This is a genomic window from Stenotrophomonas sp. GW821-FHT09E08 (assembly GCF_059416125.1).
Genome location: NZ_JBWKOO010000008.1, coordinates 175139 through 193020, shown reverse-complemented (window position 1 = coordinate 193020; position 17882 = coordinate 175139). Strand labels below are relative to the sequence as shown.

The 17882-nt window shown below is 66.9% G+C and carries 13 protein-coding genes; 7 read left to right on the top strand and 6 right to left on the bottom strand.

Annotated elements, in window-relative coordinates:
* Nucleotides 1-39: 39 nt before the first annotated feature.
* Both AC07M7_RS12590 and AC07M7_RS12585 read right to left on the bottom strand, forming a co-directional pair.
* Nucleotides 40-435 (bottom strand): MerR family transcriptional regulator, encoded by a 396-nt coding sequence (locus AC07M7_RS12590; protein WP_046985657.1) that lies wholly within the window; start codon nt 433-435, stop codon nt 40-42.
* A 4-nt stretch (nt 436-439) separates the two neighbouring features.
* The gene (locus AC07M7_RS12585; protein ID WP_426353574.1) at nt 440-1201 is read right to left on the bottom strand and encodes a 3-oxoacyl-ACP reductase; all 762 of its coding nucleotides are present in this window, start codon (nt 1199-1201) and stop codon (nt 440-442) included.
* Between the two features lie 90 nt (nt 1202-1291).
* Between AC07M7_RS12585 and dapB the strand changes: the two genes are divergently transcribed.
* The 5 genes from dapB to AC07M7_RS12560 all read left to right on the top strand — a co-directional run bounded on the left by dapB (nt 1292) and on the right by AC07M7_RS12560 (nt 8211).
* Nucleotides 1292-2011, top strand: coding sequence for a 4-hydroxy-tetrahydrodipicolinate reductase (gene dapB / locus AC07M7_RS12580; protein ID WP_495207512.1), 720 nt, complete (start codon nt 1292-1294; stop codon nt 2009-2011).
* Between the two features lie 283 nt (nt 2012-2294).
* Nucleotides 2295-3422 carry a glutamine-hydrolyzing carbamoyl-phosphate synthase small subunit gene (carA, locus tag AC07M7_RS12575; protein ID WP_046985659.1) on the top strand — a complete coding sequence of 376 codons (1128 nt, stop codon included), beginning with the start codon at nt 2295-2297 and terminating at the stop codon, nt 3420-3422.
* A gap of 148 nt (nt 3423-3570) precedes the next feature.
* Nucleotides 3571-6813: a carbamoyl-phosphate synthase large subunit gene (carB, locus tag AC07M7_RS12570; protein WP_495207511.1), complete on the top strand. Its 3243-nt coding sequence runs from the start codon at nt 3571-3573 to the stop codon at nt 6811-6813.
* Between the two features lie 8 nt (nt 6814-6821).
* A complete protein-coding gene (greA, locus tag AC07M7_RS12565) occupies nt 6822-7286 on the top strand; it encodes a transcription elongation factor GreA (RefSeq protein WP_174238326.1) in 465 nt (154 codons plus the stop codon).
* Nucleotides 7287-7290: 4 nt separating this feature from the next.
* Nucleotides 7291-8211, top strand: a complete 921-nt coding sequence (locus AC07M7_RS12560) for a phosphoglycerate mutase (RefSeq protein ID WP_495207510.1) — start codon at nt 7291-7293, stop codon at nt 8209-8211.
* A gap of 76 nt (nt 8212-8287) precedes the next feature.
* Here the strand turns inward: AC07M7_RS12560 and AC07M7_RS12555 are convergent, their stop codons facing one another.
* Together AC07M7_RS12555 and AC07M7_RS12550 are read right to left on the bottom strand one after the other, a co-directional pair.
* Nucleotides 8288-9328, bottom strand: coding sequence for a DUF1176 domain-containing protein (locus tag AC07M7_RS12555; protein ID WP_495207509.1), 1041 nt, complete (start codon nt 9326-9328; stop codon nt 8288-8290).
* A 30-nt stretch (nt 9329-9358) separates the two neighbouring features.
* Complete coding sequence (locus AC07M7_RS12550) at nt 9359-10402, bottom strand: DUF1176 domain-containing protein (RefSeq protein WP_495207508.1); 1044 nt, start codon at nt 10400-10402, stop codon at nt 9359-9361.
* 122 nt (nt 10403-10524) lie between these two features.
* On the opposite strand from AC07M7_RS12550, the gene recJ reads away from it, so the two are divergent.
* Nucleotides 10525-12282, top strand: a complete 1758-nt coding sequence (gene recJ, locus AC07M7_RS12545; protein WP_136639657.1) for a single-stranded-DNA-specific exonuclease RecJ — start codon at nt 10525-10527, stop codon at nt 12280-12282.
* Between the two features lie 84 nt (nt 12283-12366).
* Here the strand turns inward: recJ and AC07M7_RS12540 are convergent, their stop codons facing one another.
* Nucleotides 12367-13416: a DUF1176 domain-containing protein gene (locus tag AC07M7_RS12540; RefSeq protein ID WP_495207507.1), complete on the bottom strand. Its 1050-nt coding sequence runs from the start codon at nt 13414-13416 to the stop codon at nt 12367-12369.
* Between the two features lie 131 nt (nt 13417-13547).
* Between AC07M7_RS12540 and AC07M7_RS12535 the strand changes: the two genes are divergently transcribed.
* Nucleotides 13548-16457 (top strand): DUF2135 domain-containing protein, encoded by a 2910-nt coding sequence (locus AC07M7_RS12535; RefSeq protein WP_495207506.1) that lies wholly within the window; start codon nt 13548-13550, stop codon nt 16455-16457.
* A gap of 108 nt (nt 16458-16565) precedes the next feature.
* On the opposite strand, the gene AC07M7_RS12530 is transcribed toward AC07M7_RS12535, so the two are convergent.
* The gene (locus AC07M7_RS12530) at nt 16566-17765 is read right to left on the bottom strand and encodes an acyltransferase family protein (RefSeq protein WP_253079136.1); all 1200 of its coding nucleotides are present in this window, start codon (nt 17763-17765) and stop codon (nt 16566-16568) included.
* Nucleotides 17766-17882 lie beyond the last annotated feature (117 nt).

Genomic DNA, 17882 nt, shown 5'->3' with positions numbered 1-17882 from the left:
GGAAAGTGCGCGAGGGTGCGGTCTGCCCCAGGGGCAGAGTCAAACGCCGGTGGGGCAGCCGCTGGGTTGCAGGACGCAATCAGTGCCGCCGGAGTGCAGCCATCGCTGCAGTTCATCGCGGACCTGCCGCAGGGCAAGGTCGACCTGTTCCAGCCGCGCCCGCTCACTGGCAATGCGGGTGCGCTGCTGTTCCAGCAAGGCCAGTACCGCAGGCCAGTCGAGCCGTCCATCGCGACCCTGCAGGCCGGATATCGCGGCCAGGGTGATGCCCAGCCCCAACGCCTGGCGGATCAGTTGCACCCAGGCCACGTCCTGTTCGCTGTAGTCGCGATAGCGGTTCAGTCGTGGCACCGGTGGCAGCAGTCCGCGTGCCTCGTACAGGCGGATGGCCTTGGCGCTGGCCCCGGTCAGGCGGCTGACCTCGGAGATGCGCATCGGCTCAGTCCCGCACCAGCCCGCCGTCCACCACCAGGTTCTGGCCGGTCACCGCGCGCGACCAGGGGCTGGCGAAGAACAGCGCCGCATCGGCGAACTCGGCCGGGGTCGTGACGCTGCGCAGTGGTGTATTGGCGGCGATGTAGTCGAATACCGCTTCGGGCGTGGCGGCGCTGGCATCGGTGGTGCGCAGCAGGCCGCCGGACAGCATGTTGACGGTGATGCCGTGCGGGCCGAGGTCGCCTGCCAGAGTGCGGGTCAGCGACAGCAGCGCGGCCTTGGCGGCAGTGTAGTCGTGATAGGGCACCACCGGATTCTGGAACAGGTTGGTGCCGATGTTGATGACGCGACCGAAACGGCGCGCCTGCATCCCGGGCAGGGCGGCCTGCACGGTGTTCAGCGCACCGCGCACACTGCCTTCGAACTGTGCCTGGAAGGCCGGCCAGCCGATGTCGGCAGCGCTGTCGCGGGCGTCGCCATTGAACGAGAAGGCGGCCAGCGCGTTGTTGACCACGGTGGTGACGCCCTGGCCGAAATGTGCCAGCGCGTGCTGCAGCATTGCATCGACCTGGGTGCGGTCGGTGACATCGGCCGGCAGCGCGATCGCCTGGCCACCCAGCTCGCTGGCCAGCGCACGTGCGACGGCCTCGCTGCGGTGATAGTTGATGATGACGCGGGCGCCCTGTGCGGCGAAGGCGCGGGCGATGTGCTGGCCAAGGCCGCGGCCGGCGCCGGTGACCAGCACCAGCTGTTCGCTGATCTGCATGGTGGAACTGCCATCCATTGCATGAAAGGGCATGCAGCGTAGCAGCGATGGCGCTTGCCGGAGCAGGCGTGCTGCCGCTAGCCTGCAGGCATGAACCAGACTCCCCTGCGATTGCTCATTCACGGCGCCTCCGGGCGCATGGGCCAGGCCCTGCTGCGACTGGCCGCCGAACATCCCGAAACCCTGCAGATCGTGGCCGCGGTGACCGGCCGTGCGCCGGCCCAGCGCGTGGTCGACGGCGTGCCGTTCTTCGCTGCCAGCGAGCTGCCCGGTGCGCCGGCGTTCGACGTAGCGATCGACTTCAGCCTGCCGGAGGGCTTCGACCCGCTGCTGGCGCTGTGCGTGGAGCGGGGTGCGGGCCTGGTTTCAGGCACCACCGGCATCTCCAGCAGCCAGCGCCAGGCGCTGGAAGTCGCGGCAACAACCATCCCGCTGGTCTGGGCCTCCAACTTCAGCCTGGGCGTGGCGGTGCTGGATGAACTGGTCGAGCGCGCCGCGCAGGCGCTGGCTGGCTGGGACTGCGATGTGGTCGAATCGCACCACACCCAGAAGAAGGACGCGCCGTCGGGCACCGCGCTGACCCTGGGGGCGGCCGCGCAGCGGGGTGGGGCGGAGCCGCATTACGCCAGCCTGCGTGCCGGCGACATCGTGGGCGAGCATCTGGTGCAGTTCACCGGGCTGGGCGAGCGCATCGAGCTGGTGCACCGGGCCACCAACCGCGACATCTTTGCCCGCGGCGCGCTGTTTGCCGCCCGCCAGCTGCAGGGGCGGGCCCCAGGCAGCTATCGGGTGCGGGACCTGCTGCAGTAAGGCGGGCTGATTCCGGGGGTCGGATCCCTTTCCCATCCGGGAAAGGATCCGACCCCGCCTCCGGCCCGCATACGCCGCCGGATTGAAATGAATACGCAATCGCCTGTTCATGAAGCGCGATAACCGCTGGCGCGCGGGCCCCGGCACCGCTACAATTCGCACTCGCCGAATCACGAAAGCCGGACCGGTCCCAGACCGTACGTCCGCGCTTTTTTGCAACCGGATTTCCGTGAAGCGCAGGCGTGACTTCGGCAGCCCCCTCGGTAGCCAAAGTGAGATTCCCGTGACCCAAGCCGCAATCCTCGTCCTCGAAGACGGCACCGTATTCGAGGGCGAATCCGTAGGCGCGCCCGGCCTGTCCGTCGGTGAGGTGGTGTTCAACACCGCCATGACCGGCTACCAGGAAGTGTTGACCGACCCGTCCTACGCCCGGCAGATGGTCACGCTGACCTATCCGCACATCGGTAACACCGGCATGACCGACCAGGACGATGAAGCGTCCAAGGTGTGGTCGGCCGGCCTGATCGTGCGCGATGTACCGCGCCGCCCCAGCAACTGGCGCAGCCAGGTGTCGCTGCAGGACTGGCTGATCCAGCGTGGCGTGGTCGCCATCGCCGGCATCGACACCCGCAAGCTGACCCGCATCCTGCGCGAGAAGGGCGCGCAGAACGGTGCGCTGATGGCCGGTGACATCGACGTGGAAAAGGCACTGGAAGCCGCCCGCAAGTTCCCGGGGCTGAAGGGTATGGATCTGGCCAAGGTCGTCACTACCGAGAAGACCTACGTCTGGACCGAGGGCCAGCTGGACCTGGATGCCAACGCCTTTGTCAGCGTGCCGGCCAAGCACAAGGTGGTGGCCTACGACTTCGGCGTGAAGACCAATATCCTGCGCATGCTGGCCGAGCGCGGCTGTGAGGTCACCGTGGTGCCGGCGCAGACCCCGGCCGCCGAAGTGCTGGCGCTGAAGCCGGACGGCGTGTTCCTGTCCAACGGCCCGGGTGACCCGGAACCGTGCGACTACGCCATCGAAGCGATCAAGACCTTCATCGAGCAGAAGATCCCGACCTTCGGCATCTGCCTGGGCCATCAGCTGCTGGGCCTGGCCTCGGGCGCGAAGACCATCAAGATGGGCCACGGCCACCATGGCGCCAACCACCCGGTGCAGGACCTGGACAGCGGCCGCGTGATGATCACCTCGCAGAACCACGGCTTTGCGGTCGACGAAGCGACCCTGCCGGCGACCCTGCGCGTGACCCACCGTTCGCTGTTCGATGGCACCAACCAGGGCATCGCCCGCACCGACGTGCCGGCGTTCTCGTTCCAGGGCCACCCGGAAGCGTCGCCGGGCCCGCACGATGTCGGCCCGTTGTTCGACCGTTTCGTGGTGCTGATGGAGCAGGCCAAGGCGTGATCAGTACGCCGCCGGCCCCCGGTGGCGTCGCGATGGACCGTAAGCCCCCGTATCGCTGCTGCCCCTGGCGCGGCGCTGCGGATCAAGATTCCTGATCGACAGCGTGCGATCACCCCCCTTGTCACGCTGTACTGACTTAGAGAAGAAAATGCCCAAGCGCACTGACCTCAAGACCATCCTCATCATCGGTGCTGGCCCGATCGTCATCGGCCAGGCCTGCGAGTTCGACTACTCCGGCGCGCAGGCCTGCAAGGCCCTGCGTGACGAGGGTTATCGCGTGGTGCTGGTCAACAGCAACCCGGCCACGATCATGACCGACCCGGAGATGGCCGACGCCGTCTACATCGAGCCGATCAACTGGCAGACGGTCGAGAAGATCATCGCCAAGGAAAAGCCCGATGCGCTGCTGCCGACCATGGGTGGGCAGACCGCGCTGAACTGCGCGCTGGACCTGGCCGACAACGGCGTACTGGAGAAGTACAACGTTGAACTGATCGGTGCCAAGCGCGAAGCGATTCGCATGGCCGAAGACCGCGAGCTGTTCCGCGTGGCCATGGGTGAGATCGGCCTGGAATGCCCGACCGCCGCTGTCGCCCACACCCTGGACGAAGCGCTGGAGATCCAGACCCGCGTCGGCTACCCGACCATCATCCGCCCCAGCTTCACCCTGGGCGGCAGCGGTGGCGGCATCGCCTACAACCGCGAAGAACTGGTCGACATCGTCAGCCGTGGCCTGGAGCTGTCGCCGACCACCGAAGTGCTGGTGGAAGAGTCGGTGCTGGGCTGGAAGGAATTCGAGATGGAAGTGGTCCGCGATACGGCGGACAACTGCATCATCGTCTGCTCGATCGAGAACCTGGACCCGATGGGCGTGCACACCGGTGACTCGATCACCGTGGCCCCGGCGCAGACCTTGACCGACAAGGAATACCAGCGCCTGCGCGATGCCTCCATCGCCGTGCTGCGCAAGATCGGCGTGGATACCGGTGGCTCGAACGTGCAGTTCGGCATCAACCCGGACACCGGCCGGGTCGTGGTGATCGAGATGAACCCGCGCGTGTCGCGTTCCTCGGCGCTGGCTTCCAAGGCCACCGGCTTCCCGATTGCCAAGGTCGCCGCCAAGCTGGCCGTCGGCTACACCCTGGACGAACTGAAGAACGAGATCACCGGCGGCCTGACCCCGGCCTCCTTCGAACCGTCCATCGACTACGTCGTCACCAAGATCCCGCGCTTCGCCTTCGAGAAGTTCCCCGCCGCCGATGCGCGCCTGACCACCCAGATGAAGTCGGTGGGTGAGGTGATGGCGATGGGCCGCACCTTCCAGGAATCGATGCAGAAGGCACTGCGCGGCCTGGAAACCGGCAAGGTCGGCTTCGACCCGACCGGCCTGGACCTGACCAATGAAGACGATCTGCAGACCCTGCGCCGCGAGCTGAAGGCACCGGGCCCGGAGCGCCTGTTCTTCGTCGCCGACGCATTCCGTGCCGGCATGAGCGTGGAGGACATCTTCAAGCTGTCCTACATCGATCCGTGGTTCCTGGACCAGATCGAAGAAATCATCGCCGCCGAGACCCAGGTCGCAGCCGATGGCATCGACGCACTGGATGCCGCGCGCCTGCGCAAGCTGAAGCGTTCCGGTTTCTCCGATGCGCGCCTGGCGCAGCTGACCGGCACCAACGAAGCGGCCATCCGTGCGCTGCGCCGTGCGCACAAGGTGCGCCCGGTCTACAAGCGCGTTGACTCCTGCGCCGGTGAGTTCTCCACCGGTACCGCCTACCTGTACTCGACCTACGAGGACGAGTGCGAGGCCGCGCCGAGCAACCGCGACAAGATCATGATCCTGGGCGGTGGCCCGAACCGCATCGGCCAGGGCATCGAGTTCGACTACTGCTGCGTGCACGCGGCACTGGCGCTGCGCGAGGATGGTTATGAAACCATCATGGTCAACTGCAACCCGGAAACCGTGTCGACCGACTACGACACCTCCGACCGCCTGTACTTCGAACCGCTGACCCTGGAAGACGTGCTGGAAATCGTCGAACTGGAACAGCCCAAGGGCGTGATCGTGCAGTACGGCGGCCAGACCCCGCTGAAGCTGGCGCGCGCGCTGGAAGCCAATGGCGTGCCGGTGATCGGCACCAGCCCGGACTCCATCGACCTGGCCGAAGACCGCGAGCGCTTCCAGCAGCTGGTCGACACCCTGGGCCTGAAGCAGCCGCCGAACCGCATCGCACGCAACGACCAGGAAGCCCTGCTGCTGGCCCGCGAGATCGGCTACCCGCTGGTGGTGCGTCCGAGCTACGTGCTGGGCGGCCGCGCCATGGAAATCGTCTACGGCGAATCCGACCTGGCCCGCTACGTGCGCGACGCGGTGAAGGTGTCCAACGATTCGCCGGTGCTGCTGGACCGCTTCCTCGACAACGCCGTCGAGTGCGACGTGGACATCATTGCTGACAAGGATGGCAACGTCCTGATCGGTGGCGTGATGGAGCACATCGAAGAGGCTGGCGTGCATTCGGGCGATTCCTCGTGCTCGCTGCCGCCGTACTCGCTGTCGGCTGGTACCCAGGCTGAACTGCGCCGCCAGGTGGTGGAGCTGGCCAAGGCCCTGAACGTGGTCGGCCTGATGAACACCCAGTTTGCGATCCAGACCAGCGATGAGGGTGATGACACCATCTACCTGCTGGAAGTGAATCCGCGTGCCTCGCGCACCGTGCCGTTCGTGTCCAAGGCCACCGGCATGCCGCTGGCCAAGATCGCCGCCCGCTGCATGGCCGGCAAGACCCTGGAAGAGCAGGGCGCAACCAAGGAAATCGTGCCGGACTACTACTCGGTGAAGGAAGCGATCTTCCCGTTCGCCAAGTTCCAGGGCGTCGACCCGATCCTCGGGCCGGAGATGCGTTCCACCGGTGAGGTGATGGGCGTGGGCCGCACCTTCAACGCCGCCTTCGCGCGTGCCCAGGAGGCGGGCGGCATCAAGGCCCCGCCGATCGGCAAGGCCTTCGTTTCGGTCCGCGACCCGGACAAGAAGCGCGTGCTGCCGGTGGCCAAGGCACTGCTGGCGCGTGGCTACAGACTGGTCGCTACACATGGCACCGCCGCGTGGCTGCAGCAGCATGGCATGGACTGCGAGATCATCAACAAGGTGGTCGAAGGCCGTCCGCACATCGTCGACTCGATCAAGAACGGCGAGATCGTCTACATCGTCAACACGACCGAAGGTCGCTCGGCGATCAACGATTCGTTCTCGATCCGTCGCGAGGCGCTGCAGCATCGCGTCACCTACTCGACCACCATTGCCGGCGCCAAGGCGCTGGTGGATTCACTGGAATTCCGCGGCACCGGCCCTGTCTGGTCGCTGCAGGAGCTGCACAAGGAGTTGAATGCATGAGAGCCCCCATCACCATGAAGGGCGCGCAGAAGCTGCGCGACGAACTGGATCACCTGAAGTCGGTCAAGCGCCCGAAGGTGATCGCCGCGATCGCCGAAGCCCGTGAGCATGGCGACCTGAAGGAGAACGCCGAGTACCACGCCGCGCGCGAGGAACAGGGCTTCATCGAAGGCCGCATCAAGCAGCTGGAAGGTGAGCTGTCGCATGCCGAGATCATCGACGTGAGCAAGCTCAATGCCGGCTCCAAGGTGGTGTTCGGCGCCAGCGTGACGCTGGCTGACGTGGAAACCGACGAAGAACGGAAGTACCAGATCGTTGGCGACCTCGAGGCGGACATCAAGCAGGGCCTGATCGCGATTTCCTCGCCGGTGGCGCGCGCGATGATCGGCAAGCTGGAAGGCGATTCGATCGTGATCGACGCCCCGGCAGGCCAGCGCGAGTACGAGATCGTCAGCGTCAGCTACCTGGACTGACCAGGTGGCGACGGCGACCCTGCTGTTGCCCGCGCGCAGCCGCTTTGCGGCGGCTGCGCTGCCCGATGACGTGGCCCGTGCCCTGGGTCGCGCCAACGCCTCGCAGCATGAGGCGGGCGAGCGCGCGCAGCTGACGCGCCATTTCATGGTCGCCGCGTCGCATTGGCCGGTGGCCGCATTGACCCGCCAGCGTGACGTCGGTGATGCCGCTGGCGCCAGCTGGCTGCGTGCCGATCCGGCCTGCATGGTGCCGGACATGCACGGTGCGCGGATGATGGCATATGGCGAAACGCTGCGGCCGACGCTGGCAGACTGCCTGGCACTGCTGCCGGTACTGCAGCCGTTGTTCGCCGACGCCGGGTTCGCGCTGGATGCACCGGACCCTTCGCGCTGGTACCTGCGGCTTCCGATCGACAGCGAGCTGCCGGACTTCGACAGTCCGGACGAGGTGCTCGGCGATGACCTGTTCGCGCACCTGCCCGAAGGCGAGGTCGGCCGCCGCTGGCGTGCATTGATGACCGAGGCGCAGGTGCTGCTGCACAACCATTCCTGGAACCAGCAACGTGCGGCCCAGGGGCAACAGCCGATCAATTCACTGTGGTTCTGGGGCGGCGGCGTGATGCCGGTGTCGGTCAACACACCGCACGCGCAGGTGCGCAGCCGCGATGCATTGCTGCAGGGTCTTTCGCTGGCAGCGGGTGTGGCGGTGGATGGCGATCAGTCCGTGGATGCGCTGGTCGATCTGCGCCAGCTGCGATCACTGCAGCAACTGGGTAACGACGCGATCCGGCCACTGCTGGTCGCGCTGAAGCGTGGCGAGCTGCAGCGGCTGGTGCTGGATTTCGAGGATGGCATGCAGTTCCAGCTGGACCGCGGACAGCGCTGGCAGTTCTGGAAGAAGCCGCGGCAGCTTCACGACGCCTGAGGCAATCTGCGCACGCAGGCCATGCCTGGCGGAATCCGGTGATTGTGGTAGCGCCGGGCCATGCCCGGCGGATGCCCTAACGGAATTCAGTGATATAGGTCGGCAGTCGCCAAGTGGAAGCTCCAGCGCCACTGCAGGTGCCACCAACGTACTCCATGCTCAGCTGCATCCGCTGGCCATCCCATGCCCAGTAGCGCCCCGTTCCGCAGCGATCCCGATCGGTCTCCACAGTCTCTTCAACGAACATCAGCTCCCGTGAGTACGGGAACAGTGCGCCCTGGGTAATGAAAACGGGATTGAACGGTGCCTGGTCGTTGATCGACCACGTCCCACCCGGCACATTGAGCCCCGGGATGTGGCAGACAACGGAGGCCAGTAAGTGATGGTCGTCCAGGCGCTGGATGGCGATGTAGGGTGCGCTGGTCTGTGGTACATCCGCCGCGCACGCCCAGTCCGCCTTGTTGCCGGGCCGAAGCAGCCGGCGCAGGTCCTCGCGTTCGCCCAGGCGCGCATCCTCCTCACGCGGAGGCACCCGCTTGGATGGCATGGCCAGCACCGGCTTCGGCAGAGCGGGCGGCACGCTCGACTCCGGTCGGCTTCCGCGTTGCACCAGTGCACCGGGCGTATCCAGACGCTGCTGGATCTGATCCATCTTCAGCATCAGTGCGGCTGCGCCGGATGCAGACAGCGACCATGTCTGCCCCCTGCCATCGGTGATGCTGATGCGGGATTGCCTGATGAGGGCGGTGTTGAACGCCTGCACTTGAGCCGGGGTGAGCTTTGCATGCTCCGTGGCTGACTCAAGTGCCCCGATGCTGCCCACGCGTTTTCCGTCCAGTAGCAGGTGCAATGTGCCAACAGGTGACTGCGCCTGTGCCTTGGGGTCGTCAGCGTCGTCGCGCCCGAGTACCAGCCGGATCTCCACCGCTTCCCCGGGTCCGCCATTGCGCTCGATCAGCGCGGCCAGTCTCAGTGGTGCGGAGGCGCCGACACCGGCGATACGGCAGGCACGCGTGTTGTCGCACACCATGAACCAGTCGCCCTCGGCGAACGATGCGCCAACCGGAACCGTGGCCCAGGCAGGCGAAGACATCGCCAGCAACCCCAGCAGGAACATCGGCAATTGCGGCAGAGCTGGGCAGCGCATTCAACGAACCTCGCTGACCAGGGTCGGCAGCATCCAGTGTCCGCCCGGCATGCCACGGCACAGCCCGGTGCTGAAAGCACTGCTTGGCTGGAATCGGCGGCCATCCCATGTCCAGTCCGAGCCGGAGACGCAGTCGCCGATGCCTCTGCCTTTGGAGCGTGCGTACAGCGTGCGCTCGAAGTGCGAAAAGCCCTCCGCTTCGAGCGTGACCGTCTGCGGGGCGAACGGAGGGCGATCACGCGCGATCCAGAAACCATTGCTGTAGTTGTATGCACCCATCTGGCACAGCGCCTGCACAAGCACATGGCTGTCGTCCAGCCGCTCGATCACCATTTCCGGGGTGCCCTTGTACTCGATCAGACGCGGACAGTCGTCACCGTCGTCGAGCGTGGCAATCAGCGCGTCGCGCAGCGCTTCGCTGCTACCCAGTTTGCTGTCTCCGGGGCGAGTGGCCACCAGCGCGGCACGCATGATCACGGGCCTGGTCTGCGCAGCCGGCACACTCGCTTCAGCACGCGTGCCACGCCGTACCAGGGCGCCGGGCGTACCAAGGCGCCCTTGTACTTCGTCCATCTTCAACAGCACGGCGGCGGCACCACGATCGGAAATCGGCCAGCGCGTGGCCCTGCTGTCGATCACCTCGATGCGCGCCTTGCCGGGCAGGGCGGCGAGCAGCGCATCAACCTGCGCCGGCCGCAGCGTCACGGATTCGTCGGCACCGGTGTCCTGCACGGGCCCCAGATCGCGGCCGTTCACCTGCAGGCGCATCGCGCCTTCGGGCATTGCACTTTCGCCATCCTCGCCCACGCGCAGCCGCGCCTTCACGGTTGTGCCGGGGCCGCCGGCTCGTTCCAGCATCAGGCCCAGCGAGCTGTCTGCGCTCTCCGGGCCATAACCGGCGGCGCGGCAGGTGCCGGTGTTGTCGCAGGCCAGGAACCAGTCGTGATGCACGAACTCGATGCCGGGTTCCAGTGGCGTATTTCCGGCATGGCCGGCGAGCGGCAGCAACAGGCCGACAATCAGTGCGGACAGCAGGCGGTACATGGCGAATTCCATTTCAGAAGCGGACAAGCATGGGTGATCACCGCGCCTGCTCCAAGCCCGGGAAGAGCCTGGCAAGCCGGGCGGGGTATCATGCGCGGGTCTTCCGTAACCCGGCGATGCCGATGTCCCTTGCCGCCGATGCCGTGCAGCCCTCCTCTGATACGCCGACGATCCGCCGCCGCGATGCGGTCGCGCCCGCCAACTGGCCGGAGGGCACGCTGCCACTGCTGGCGCGGCTCTACGCCAGTCGCGGTGCCGGTACCCCGGAGCTGGCGCTGCCGAAGCTGGGCAGCCTGCATGCGCCCGAGCTGCTGACCGGCATCGAGGCTGCGGTGGGCCTGCTGGTCGAGGCCATCGCCAACGACAAGCGCATCCTGGTGGTCGGCGATTTCGACTGCGATGGCGCCACCGCCTGTGCGGTCGGCGTGCGTGGCCTGCGCATGCTCGGCGCACAGCACGTCTTGCACGCGGTGCCGAACCGCATGGTGCACGGCTACGGCCTGTCGCCGTCGCTGGTGGAGGAGCTGGCCGAGCTGCAGCCGGACCTGCTGGTCACGGTTGACCACGGCATTGCCTGCCACGCGGGTGTGACTGCAGCCAAGGCGCGTGGTTGGCAGGTGCTGGTCACCGACCATCATCTGCCCGGCCCGCAGCTGCCACCGGCCGACGTGATCGTTGATCCGAATCTGGATGGTGATGCGTTCCCCAGCAAATCGCTGGCCGGCGTCGGCGTGATCTTCTACGTGCTGATGGCGCTGCGCCGGCAGATGCGCGAGGCCGGGGTCTTCGCCGATGGCAAGGGCCCGGACCTGACCACACTGCTGGACCTGGTGGCAGTCGGTACCGTCGCCGACCTGGTGGCGCTGGATTCGAACAACCGTGCGCTGGTCAGCGCGGGCCTGCGCCGCCTGCGCGCAGGGCAGGGCTGTGTCGGCCTGCGTGCGCTGATCGAAGCCAGCGGCCGTGACGCCGCGCGACTGACCGCCACCGATATCGGCTTCGCGCTCGGCCCGCGCCTGAACGCCGCGGGCCGGCTGGAAGACATGGCGCTGGGCATCGCGCTGCTGCTGACCGAAGACCCGCGCCAGGCGCGCGAGATCGCGCAGACGCTGGAGCAGATCAATTCGGAACGGCGCGCCGTGCAGCAGTCGATGACTGACGACGCCGAGCAGGCGTTGACCCGCGTGGTGCTGGACATGGCCGGCCAGCGTCCGGTGGCCGCCTGCCTGTTCGATGCCGATTGGCATCCGGGCGTGGTCGGCCTGGTCGCGTCGAAGATGAAGGATCGCCTGCATCGCCCGGTGATCGCCTTCGCGCCTGCAGAACCCGGCGCCGACACCCTGCGTGGCTCCGCCCGCTCAATTCCCGGCCTGCACATCCGTGACGCACTGGCATTGGTCGATGCGCGGCATCCGGGCCTGATCGAACGCTTCGGTGGGCATGCCATGGCGGCTGGCCTGAGCATGCGGCTGGATCACGTCGATGAATTCAAGACCGCCTTTGTTTCGGTGGTGCTGGAAATGCTCGACCCGGCGGCACTGCAGCAGCAGGTCCTCAGCGACGGCGAACTGGCCGCGGACGAACTGGACCATCGCCACGCCGATGCGTTGCGCCTTGCCGGACCGTGGGGCCAGGGCTTCCCCGAGCCGCTGTTCGACGGCCACTTCGAAGTGGCCAACTGGCGCGTACTGAAGGAGCGCCACCTCAAGCTGGAACTCCGCCTGCCGGGCGTACCCGGCACGATCAACGCGATCCACTTCGGTGGCTGGCACGGCAATGCACCCGGCCGTCATGTGCATCTGGCCTATCGACTGGCCTGCGATGACTATCGTGGCGGCAGCGCCATCCAGCTGATCGTGGAGCACTGCCTCCCTGCATGAAAAAAGGGGACGGAGGGGATTAAGTCGCTTGTGCCTTGTTTGCCACTTGCGACTTAACCCCCTCCGTCCCATTTTTCTGTGGCGTCAGCGGACCTCGCTGACCAGCATCGGCAGTTCCCAGGTGCCACCGGGCACGCCCCGGCATAGACCAGGTGCCACCTCGGACGTCGCGATGAAGTTCGTCCCGTCCCACGTCCAGGCTGCGTGCGACATGCAGTCAGCGAGGCCGCGGCCCTTCTGCGCGGCAATGATCTGGCCGTCGGCGTAGTCGATCGCATCGCTGGTCACCCATTGCGCCCGGAACGGCGCCTGCGGGCGCGCGACCCAATAGCCATCGCCGATGTTGTAGGCCCCGCGCCAACACGGGACCGTGACCAGCACATGCTGCGCGTCCAGGCGCCGGACCTGCAGCGGGGAGTTGCTGAGCGGAACGTCGGCATCAGTTTCCTGCAGGCCTTCGCAGCTGTCGTCCTCCAGCGTGGCACGCAGTGCTGCGCGCAGGGCGGGTGAGGCGGCCAGCCGAGCAAACGCGGGATCATCCGGAGTCGAGTCCAGGGTAGCGGCCTTGCGCACAACCGGCACCGGCAGTGCGGCAGGGACGCTGGATTCAGGCGTGCTGCCCTTGCGCATCACGGCGCCGGGCGTGCCGAGGCGGCCCTGGTACTCATCGATCTTCAGCAGTACCGCTGCGGCACCCTTGTCCGACAGCGGCCAGCGATGGCCAGCGCCATCGGTCACGCTGATCCCTCCATCGCGTACAAGTGCGGATAACAACGCGCTGGTCTGCGCGGCATTCAAGCTGTGCGTGCCTTCGCCCTTTGCCGGGGTCAGCACGCTCAGGTCCTGTTGCTGGATGCGCAGATGCAGCGCGCCCTTGGGCTGGGTTTGGCCTTCTTCCGGCTGCAGCGACAGGCGCCCCTGGATGACCTGGCCGGGGCCGCCCTTGCGGGTGAGCAGCACGCTAAGGGTGCTGTCATCGTCGGCGGCGTAGCCGGCGGCGCGGCAGGTCAAGGTGTTATCACAGGCTACGACCCAGTCGTGGTGCTGGAAATACAGGCTCTTGGCCGGAGCTGTCGCAAGGGCGGTCAGGGGGCAGGGAAGGGCCAACAGAGTGGCCAGCAGGGGCAATCGCATCGGCATCCTTGCGCGTGTGGGAGAGTGGGGCATGGTGCCTGTGGGTGGGGCCAAAGAAAAGCCGCGCACGGTCCAACCCCATTCCGGCTGTCCGTGCGTTCAGACGTCCACGATCCCACTGGAGCCCTGTCATGGTCTTCGTCCGTTGCTGCGCTGTGTTGTTGCTGGCCCTCGCGGCCGGGCCTGTCGGCGCTCAGTCGCCACGTATTGCCAGGCCGCAAGCCACCACCCCGCTGTTGATTGCGCCCGCCGCCGAACAGCCGGTGCAACTGCAGCGTGCCCGCATCGAAGGCGAGGTCCAGGCCGGCATCGCCCAGACCCGGATCACCCTGGAGTTCCACAACCCGAACCGGCGCGTGCTGGAGGGCGAGCTGCAGTTCCCGCTGGCCGATGGCCAGCAGATCACGGGCTTCGCACTGGATATCAACGGTGAACTGCGTGACGCGGTGCCGGTGCCCAAGGACCGTGGTCGCCAGGTATTCGAGGAGATCGCCCGCCGTGGTGTGGACCCGGGCCTGCTGGAACAGACCGCCGGCAACCAGTTCCGCCTGCGCGTCTACCCGCTGCCGGCCGGTGGCAGTCGGCGCGTGCAGCTGGTGATTCGTGAGCCGTTGGCCTTCGCCGGACAGGGCCGGCAATGGACGCTACCGCTACAGTTTGCTGCCGGTGCTTCATCGGTTGAACTGAAGCTGGAGGCGCCGGGCGCGGCCACCGCAGGTACGGCTCCGTTCCGCATCAATGCGGGCCAACTGCAGTGGCAGGGCAACGGCGCACAGTTGCCGAAGCAGCTGCAGTGGAGCCTGCCGGCAGCCCGCCAGGCACAGGTGCAGGTGGCGCCCTGGGAGGATGGCCATTACCTGCTGGCGCAGCTGCCGGTGGCGGCCAGCAGCACGCCCCGCACGTTGCCCAGCGAAGTCGGCCTGCTGTGGGACGGCTCCGGTTCGGCGGGCCAGCGCGATCGCACACGTGAGTTCGCGCTGTTGGATCGCTACTTCGCCGCGATGGGTGACGGTACGGTGGCATTGACCGTGCTGCGCGACCGTGCCGAACCGGTGCGTCGCTTCCGTATCCGAGCCGGCAACTGGAACGAGCTGTGCGCAGCGCTGCAGGCCGTACGCCCGGACGGTGCCAGCGCGCTGGCGCAGTGGCAGCCGCAGCCGGGAGTGAAGGAATACCTGCTGGTCAGCGATGGCCTGCTGACCTATGGGCTGGAACAGCTGCCGGCGATGGCGGCGGATCAACGCCTGTTTGCGATCAGCAGCGCCGGTGCGCGTACCGATGCCGTGCGACTGCGTGGTTGGAGCGAAGCGCATTGTGGCCGCTTCGTCTCGCTGGGCAAGGATGTCGAATTGGCCGCCCATGAGCTGCTGTCGTCGCCGTTGGATGTGCAGGTCGATGCAGGGCGCGGCGTGCAGGACGTGGTGATCGATCGACGCAGTGAGGCCCAGGGCTGGTTGTGGCTGCACGCACGACTGGCGGCCGACGGTGTGCCGATGCGGGTGCGCGTGGGCGGCGGTGAATGGCAGGCACTGCCGGCAACGCAGAAGAGTGACGATGGCGAACTACTGGCCGGCTTGTGGGCGCAGGCCCGTCTGCAGCAACTCGGCGCCGACCGTCGAGGCAACCGCGAGGCTATGCAACTGCTGTCGCAGCAGTTCGGCCTGGTCGGTCCGGACACCTCGCTGATCGTGCTGGAAACGCTGGAGGACTACCTGCGCTATGCGATCCGCCCGTCCGGCAAACTGCGCTCCGAGTACGATGCCCGCTTCGCACGGCAGGTGAGCGATCGCGCCGCTGCCGATCGCCAGCGCCTGGACCAGGTTGCCGCACGTTGGAAGGAGCGCCAGCAGTGGTGGAACCGAAGCTGGCCGAAGGGAGCGCCTCCGCAGTTGAAGGGCGGGGCGCTGGAAGTTGCATCCGCGGACTACGCGATGGACTCGGCGCCGGTGGCGATGCTCGCTGCGCCTGCACCCGCCGCTCCGCCGGCCCCCGCGCCGATGGCGGCGGCCGAGCAGCGCATGGAAGCCAGCAGCGCGCGTGCACGTCGCTCAGCGCCTGCATCGAACAAGGCCCTGGATTCAATCACGGTCACTGGTGGCCGTGTCGCTGCGCCCGCTGCCGCCAACGAGGGCGAGCTCGGCATCCAGCTGGCGGCCTGGCAGCCGGACCCGGCCATCGCCAGACGCCTGCGCCAGGGCCCGGCGTCGCAATTGTATGACCGCTACCTGGCCGAGCGCGATGCGCATGCCGACAGCAGCGCGTTCTTCCTCGACGTGGCCGATCTGCTGCTGGAGCAGGGCCAGCGCGAACTGGCACTGCGTGTGCTGTCCAACCTGGCCGAGATGGACCTGGACAACAGGCACCTGCTGCGCGTGCTCGGCTACCGCCTGATGCAGGCGGATGCCCCGGCGCTGGCGGTGCCGGTGTTCGAGCAGGTGCTGGCGATGGGCCAGGAAGAACCGCAGAGCTTCCGCGACCTGGGCCTGGCACTGGCGGCGGCCGGCAAGCCGCAGCAGGCTCTGGCGCCGCTGTACCAGGTGGTGGTGCGGCCATGGGACAACCGCTTCGATGGCATCGCCCTGATCGCACTGGATGAGTTGACCAACCTGGTGGCCCGCAGCACGCCCCGGCTGGATACCACCAGCATCGACCCGCGCCTGCTGCAGGCGATGCCGTTGGACCTGCGCGTGGTGCTGTCGTGGGATGCCGACAACAGCGACATGGACCTGTGGGTGACCGACCCGAACGGCGAGCGCGCGTACTACGGCAACCGCCTGACCTACCAGGGCGGGCAGATGTCGCAGGATTTCACCGGCGGCTATGGCCCCGAGCAGTTCTCGCTGCGTGACGCCAAGCCGGGCAAGTACAAGGTGGAGGCCAATTACTTCGGCAGCCGCCAGCAGCTGGTGACTGGTGCGACGACCCTGATGCTGCGGCTGACCACGCACTGGGGCACGCCGCAGCAGAAAGACCAGATGGTCACGATGCGGCTGAAGGATCGTGCCGAGACCGTGCTGGTGGGCGAGTTCGAGGTGAAATGACCGACCCCGGGCATATGTAGAGTCGAGCTTGCTCGACTGCCTCGATGTAGAGCCGAGCCCATGCTCGGCTCATGGCAGAGGCAGCCGAGCGTGGGGTCGGCTCTACAACTACGCTGTCGCGGCACGTACCACCGCCGACGATGGCGAATCGGCACGCAGGCCGAATAGGGGGCGCAGCCAACGCGAGCGTCGGATCAGCAGTTCGTGGATCAGCAGGCAGCCGCCGACGGTGCCGGCCAGCAGCAGGGCCGGTTCCATCCACGGGCCCAACTGCAGTGGCTTGAGCCAGAACAGCAGGGCGATGATCAGGCTCTGGTGCAGCATGTACCAGGGATAGATGGCTTCGGTGCAGTACGGCAGCCAGCGGAACGGGCGATCGAGGAAGACCTTTCCCCAGCCGAGGATGGTAAGCAGCGCGGTCCATACGTAAAGCGACTGGCTGGTCCGGACCTGCAGGTCCCAGAACGGTTCGGGCCAATGCCGCAGCGAGGAATCAGCCGGCAGTACCTGGCCGAGGATGCGCAACCCGAGATACCAGCCGACTGCGGCCAGCGCCAGCCATAGCGTGGTGCGGCGCAGGGCGACTACGCGTTGCCAGAACGCCGGCTCGCGGCCGAGCAGGTAGCCTGCCAGGAACACCGTCGCGTACTTCGCGTGCTGGTACCAGTCGCCAAGCAGGGCATTGGTGGACGGATAGATCGGCTCCAGCCAGATCACCCATGCCAGCAGCAGGGCGGATGGAAGACCGACCAGCAGTATCGGTGATGCTGCGCAGAAGGCCATCGCGCGGCGCACCACTGCCGTTCCCAGCAACGGCATCAACAGGGCCAGTGCCAGCGTGTAGTTCCACAGATAGGCCAGGTACCACAGGTGGTTCCAGGTGATGCCGTACTGCCAGCCGGCGAAGCTGCCTTCCGGCCACGGCCGCACCTGCCAGTAGCGCAGCAGGAAGTGGCCGAAGCCCGGTGCCACATGGCCGTTGGCCACGCCTTCGCAGTACGGCTGGATCGGTACGATCACGAACATGCCGAACAGCAGGGGCAACAGCAGCTTCCACGTACGTACGCCAGCGAAGCGCAGCAGCCTGCTTTCGGGCCGCATCAGTGCGATGGCGATGCCCGAGATCAGGAACAGCAGTGACATCCGCCAGCGATTGACGAACACCATGGGCCACTGCAGCCATTCGGCGGTGTGCACGCTCTTGAGGTGAAAGCCCCAGTCGTCCACATAGGCCATCGCGGTGTGGTAGAGGATCAGCAGGGCGAAGGCGAACACCCGCAGGGCGTCGATGTCGTGGCGTCGGTTCATGGTCATGGTGTGCCGGGAAGTCGAGCCAATGTGACGCCGTCTCGTCCGCGCAGCGACTGCCAAGGGGTCGCCGGAACCCGTGCAGTGACCAATGGCGGGGGTGGTGGGACCAATGGA

Excerpts from the sequence above, each read along its gene's own strand:
- AC07M7_RS12590 (WP_046985657.1), bottom strand. The coding sequence starts at position 435 with ATGCGCATCTCCGAGGTCAGCCGCCTGACCGGGGCCAGCGCCAAGGCC.
- AC07M7_RS12585 (WP_426353574.1), bottom strand. The coding sequence starts at position 1,201 with ATGCAGATCAGCGAACAGCTGGTGCTGGTCACCGGCGCCGGCCGCGGC.
- dapB (WP_495207512.1), top strand. The coding sequence starts at position 1,292 with ATGAACCAGACTCCCCTGCGATTGCTCATTCACGGCGCCTCCGGGCGC.
- carB (WP_495207511.1), top strand. The coding sequence starts at position 3,571 with ATGCCCAAGCGCACTGACCTCAAGACCATCCTCATCATCGGTGCTGGC.
- AC07M7_RS12555 (WP_495207509.1), bottom strand. The coding sequence starts at position 9,328 with ATGTTCCTGCTGGGGTTGCTGGCGATGTCTTCGCCTGCCTGGGCCACG.
- AC07M7_RS12550 (WP_495207508.1), bottom strand. The coding sequence starts at position 10,402 with ATGTACCGCCTGCTGTCCGCACTGATTGTCGGCCTGTTGCTGCCGCTC.
- recJ (WP_136639657.1), top strand. The coding sequence starts at position 10,525 with ATGTCCCTTGCCGCCGATGCCGTGCAGCCCTCCTCTGATACGCCGACG.
- AC07M7_RS12540 (WP_495207507.1), bottom strand. The coding sequence starts at position 13,416 with ATGCGATTGCCCCTGCTGGCCACTCTGTTGGCCCTTCCCTGCCCCCTG.
- AC07M7_RS12535 (WP_495207506.1), top strand. The coding sequence starts at position 13,548 with ATGGTCTTCGTCCGTTGCTGCGCTGTGTTGTTGCTGGCCCTCGCGGCC.
- AC07M7_RS12530 (WP_253079136.1), bottom strand. The coding sequence starts at position 17,765 with ATGAACCGACGCCACGACATCGACGCCCTGCGGGTGTTCGCCTTCGCC.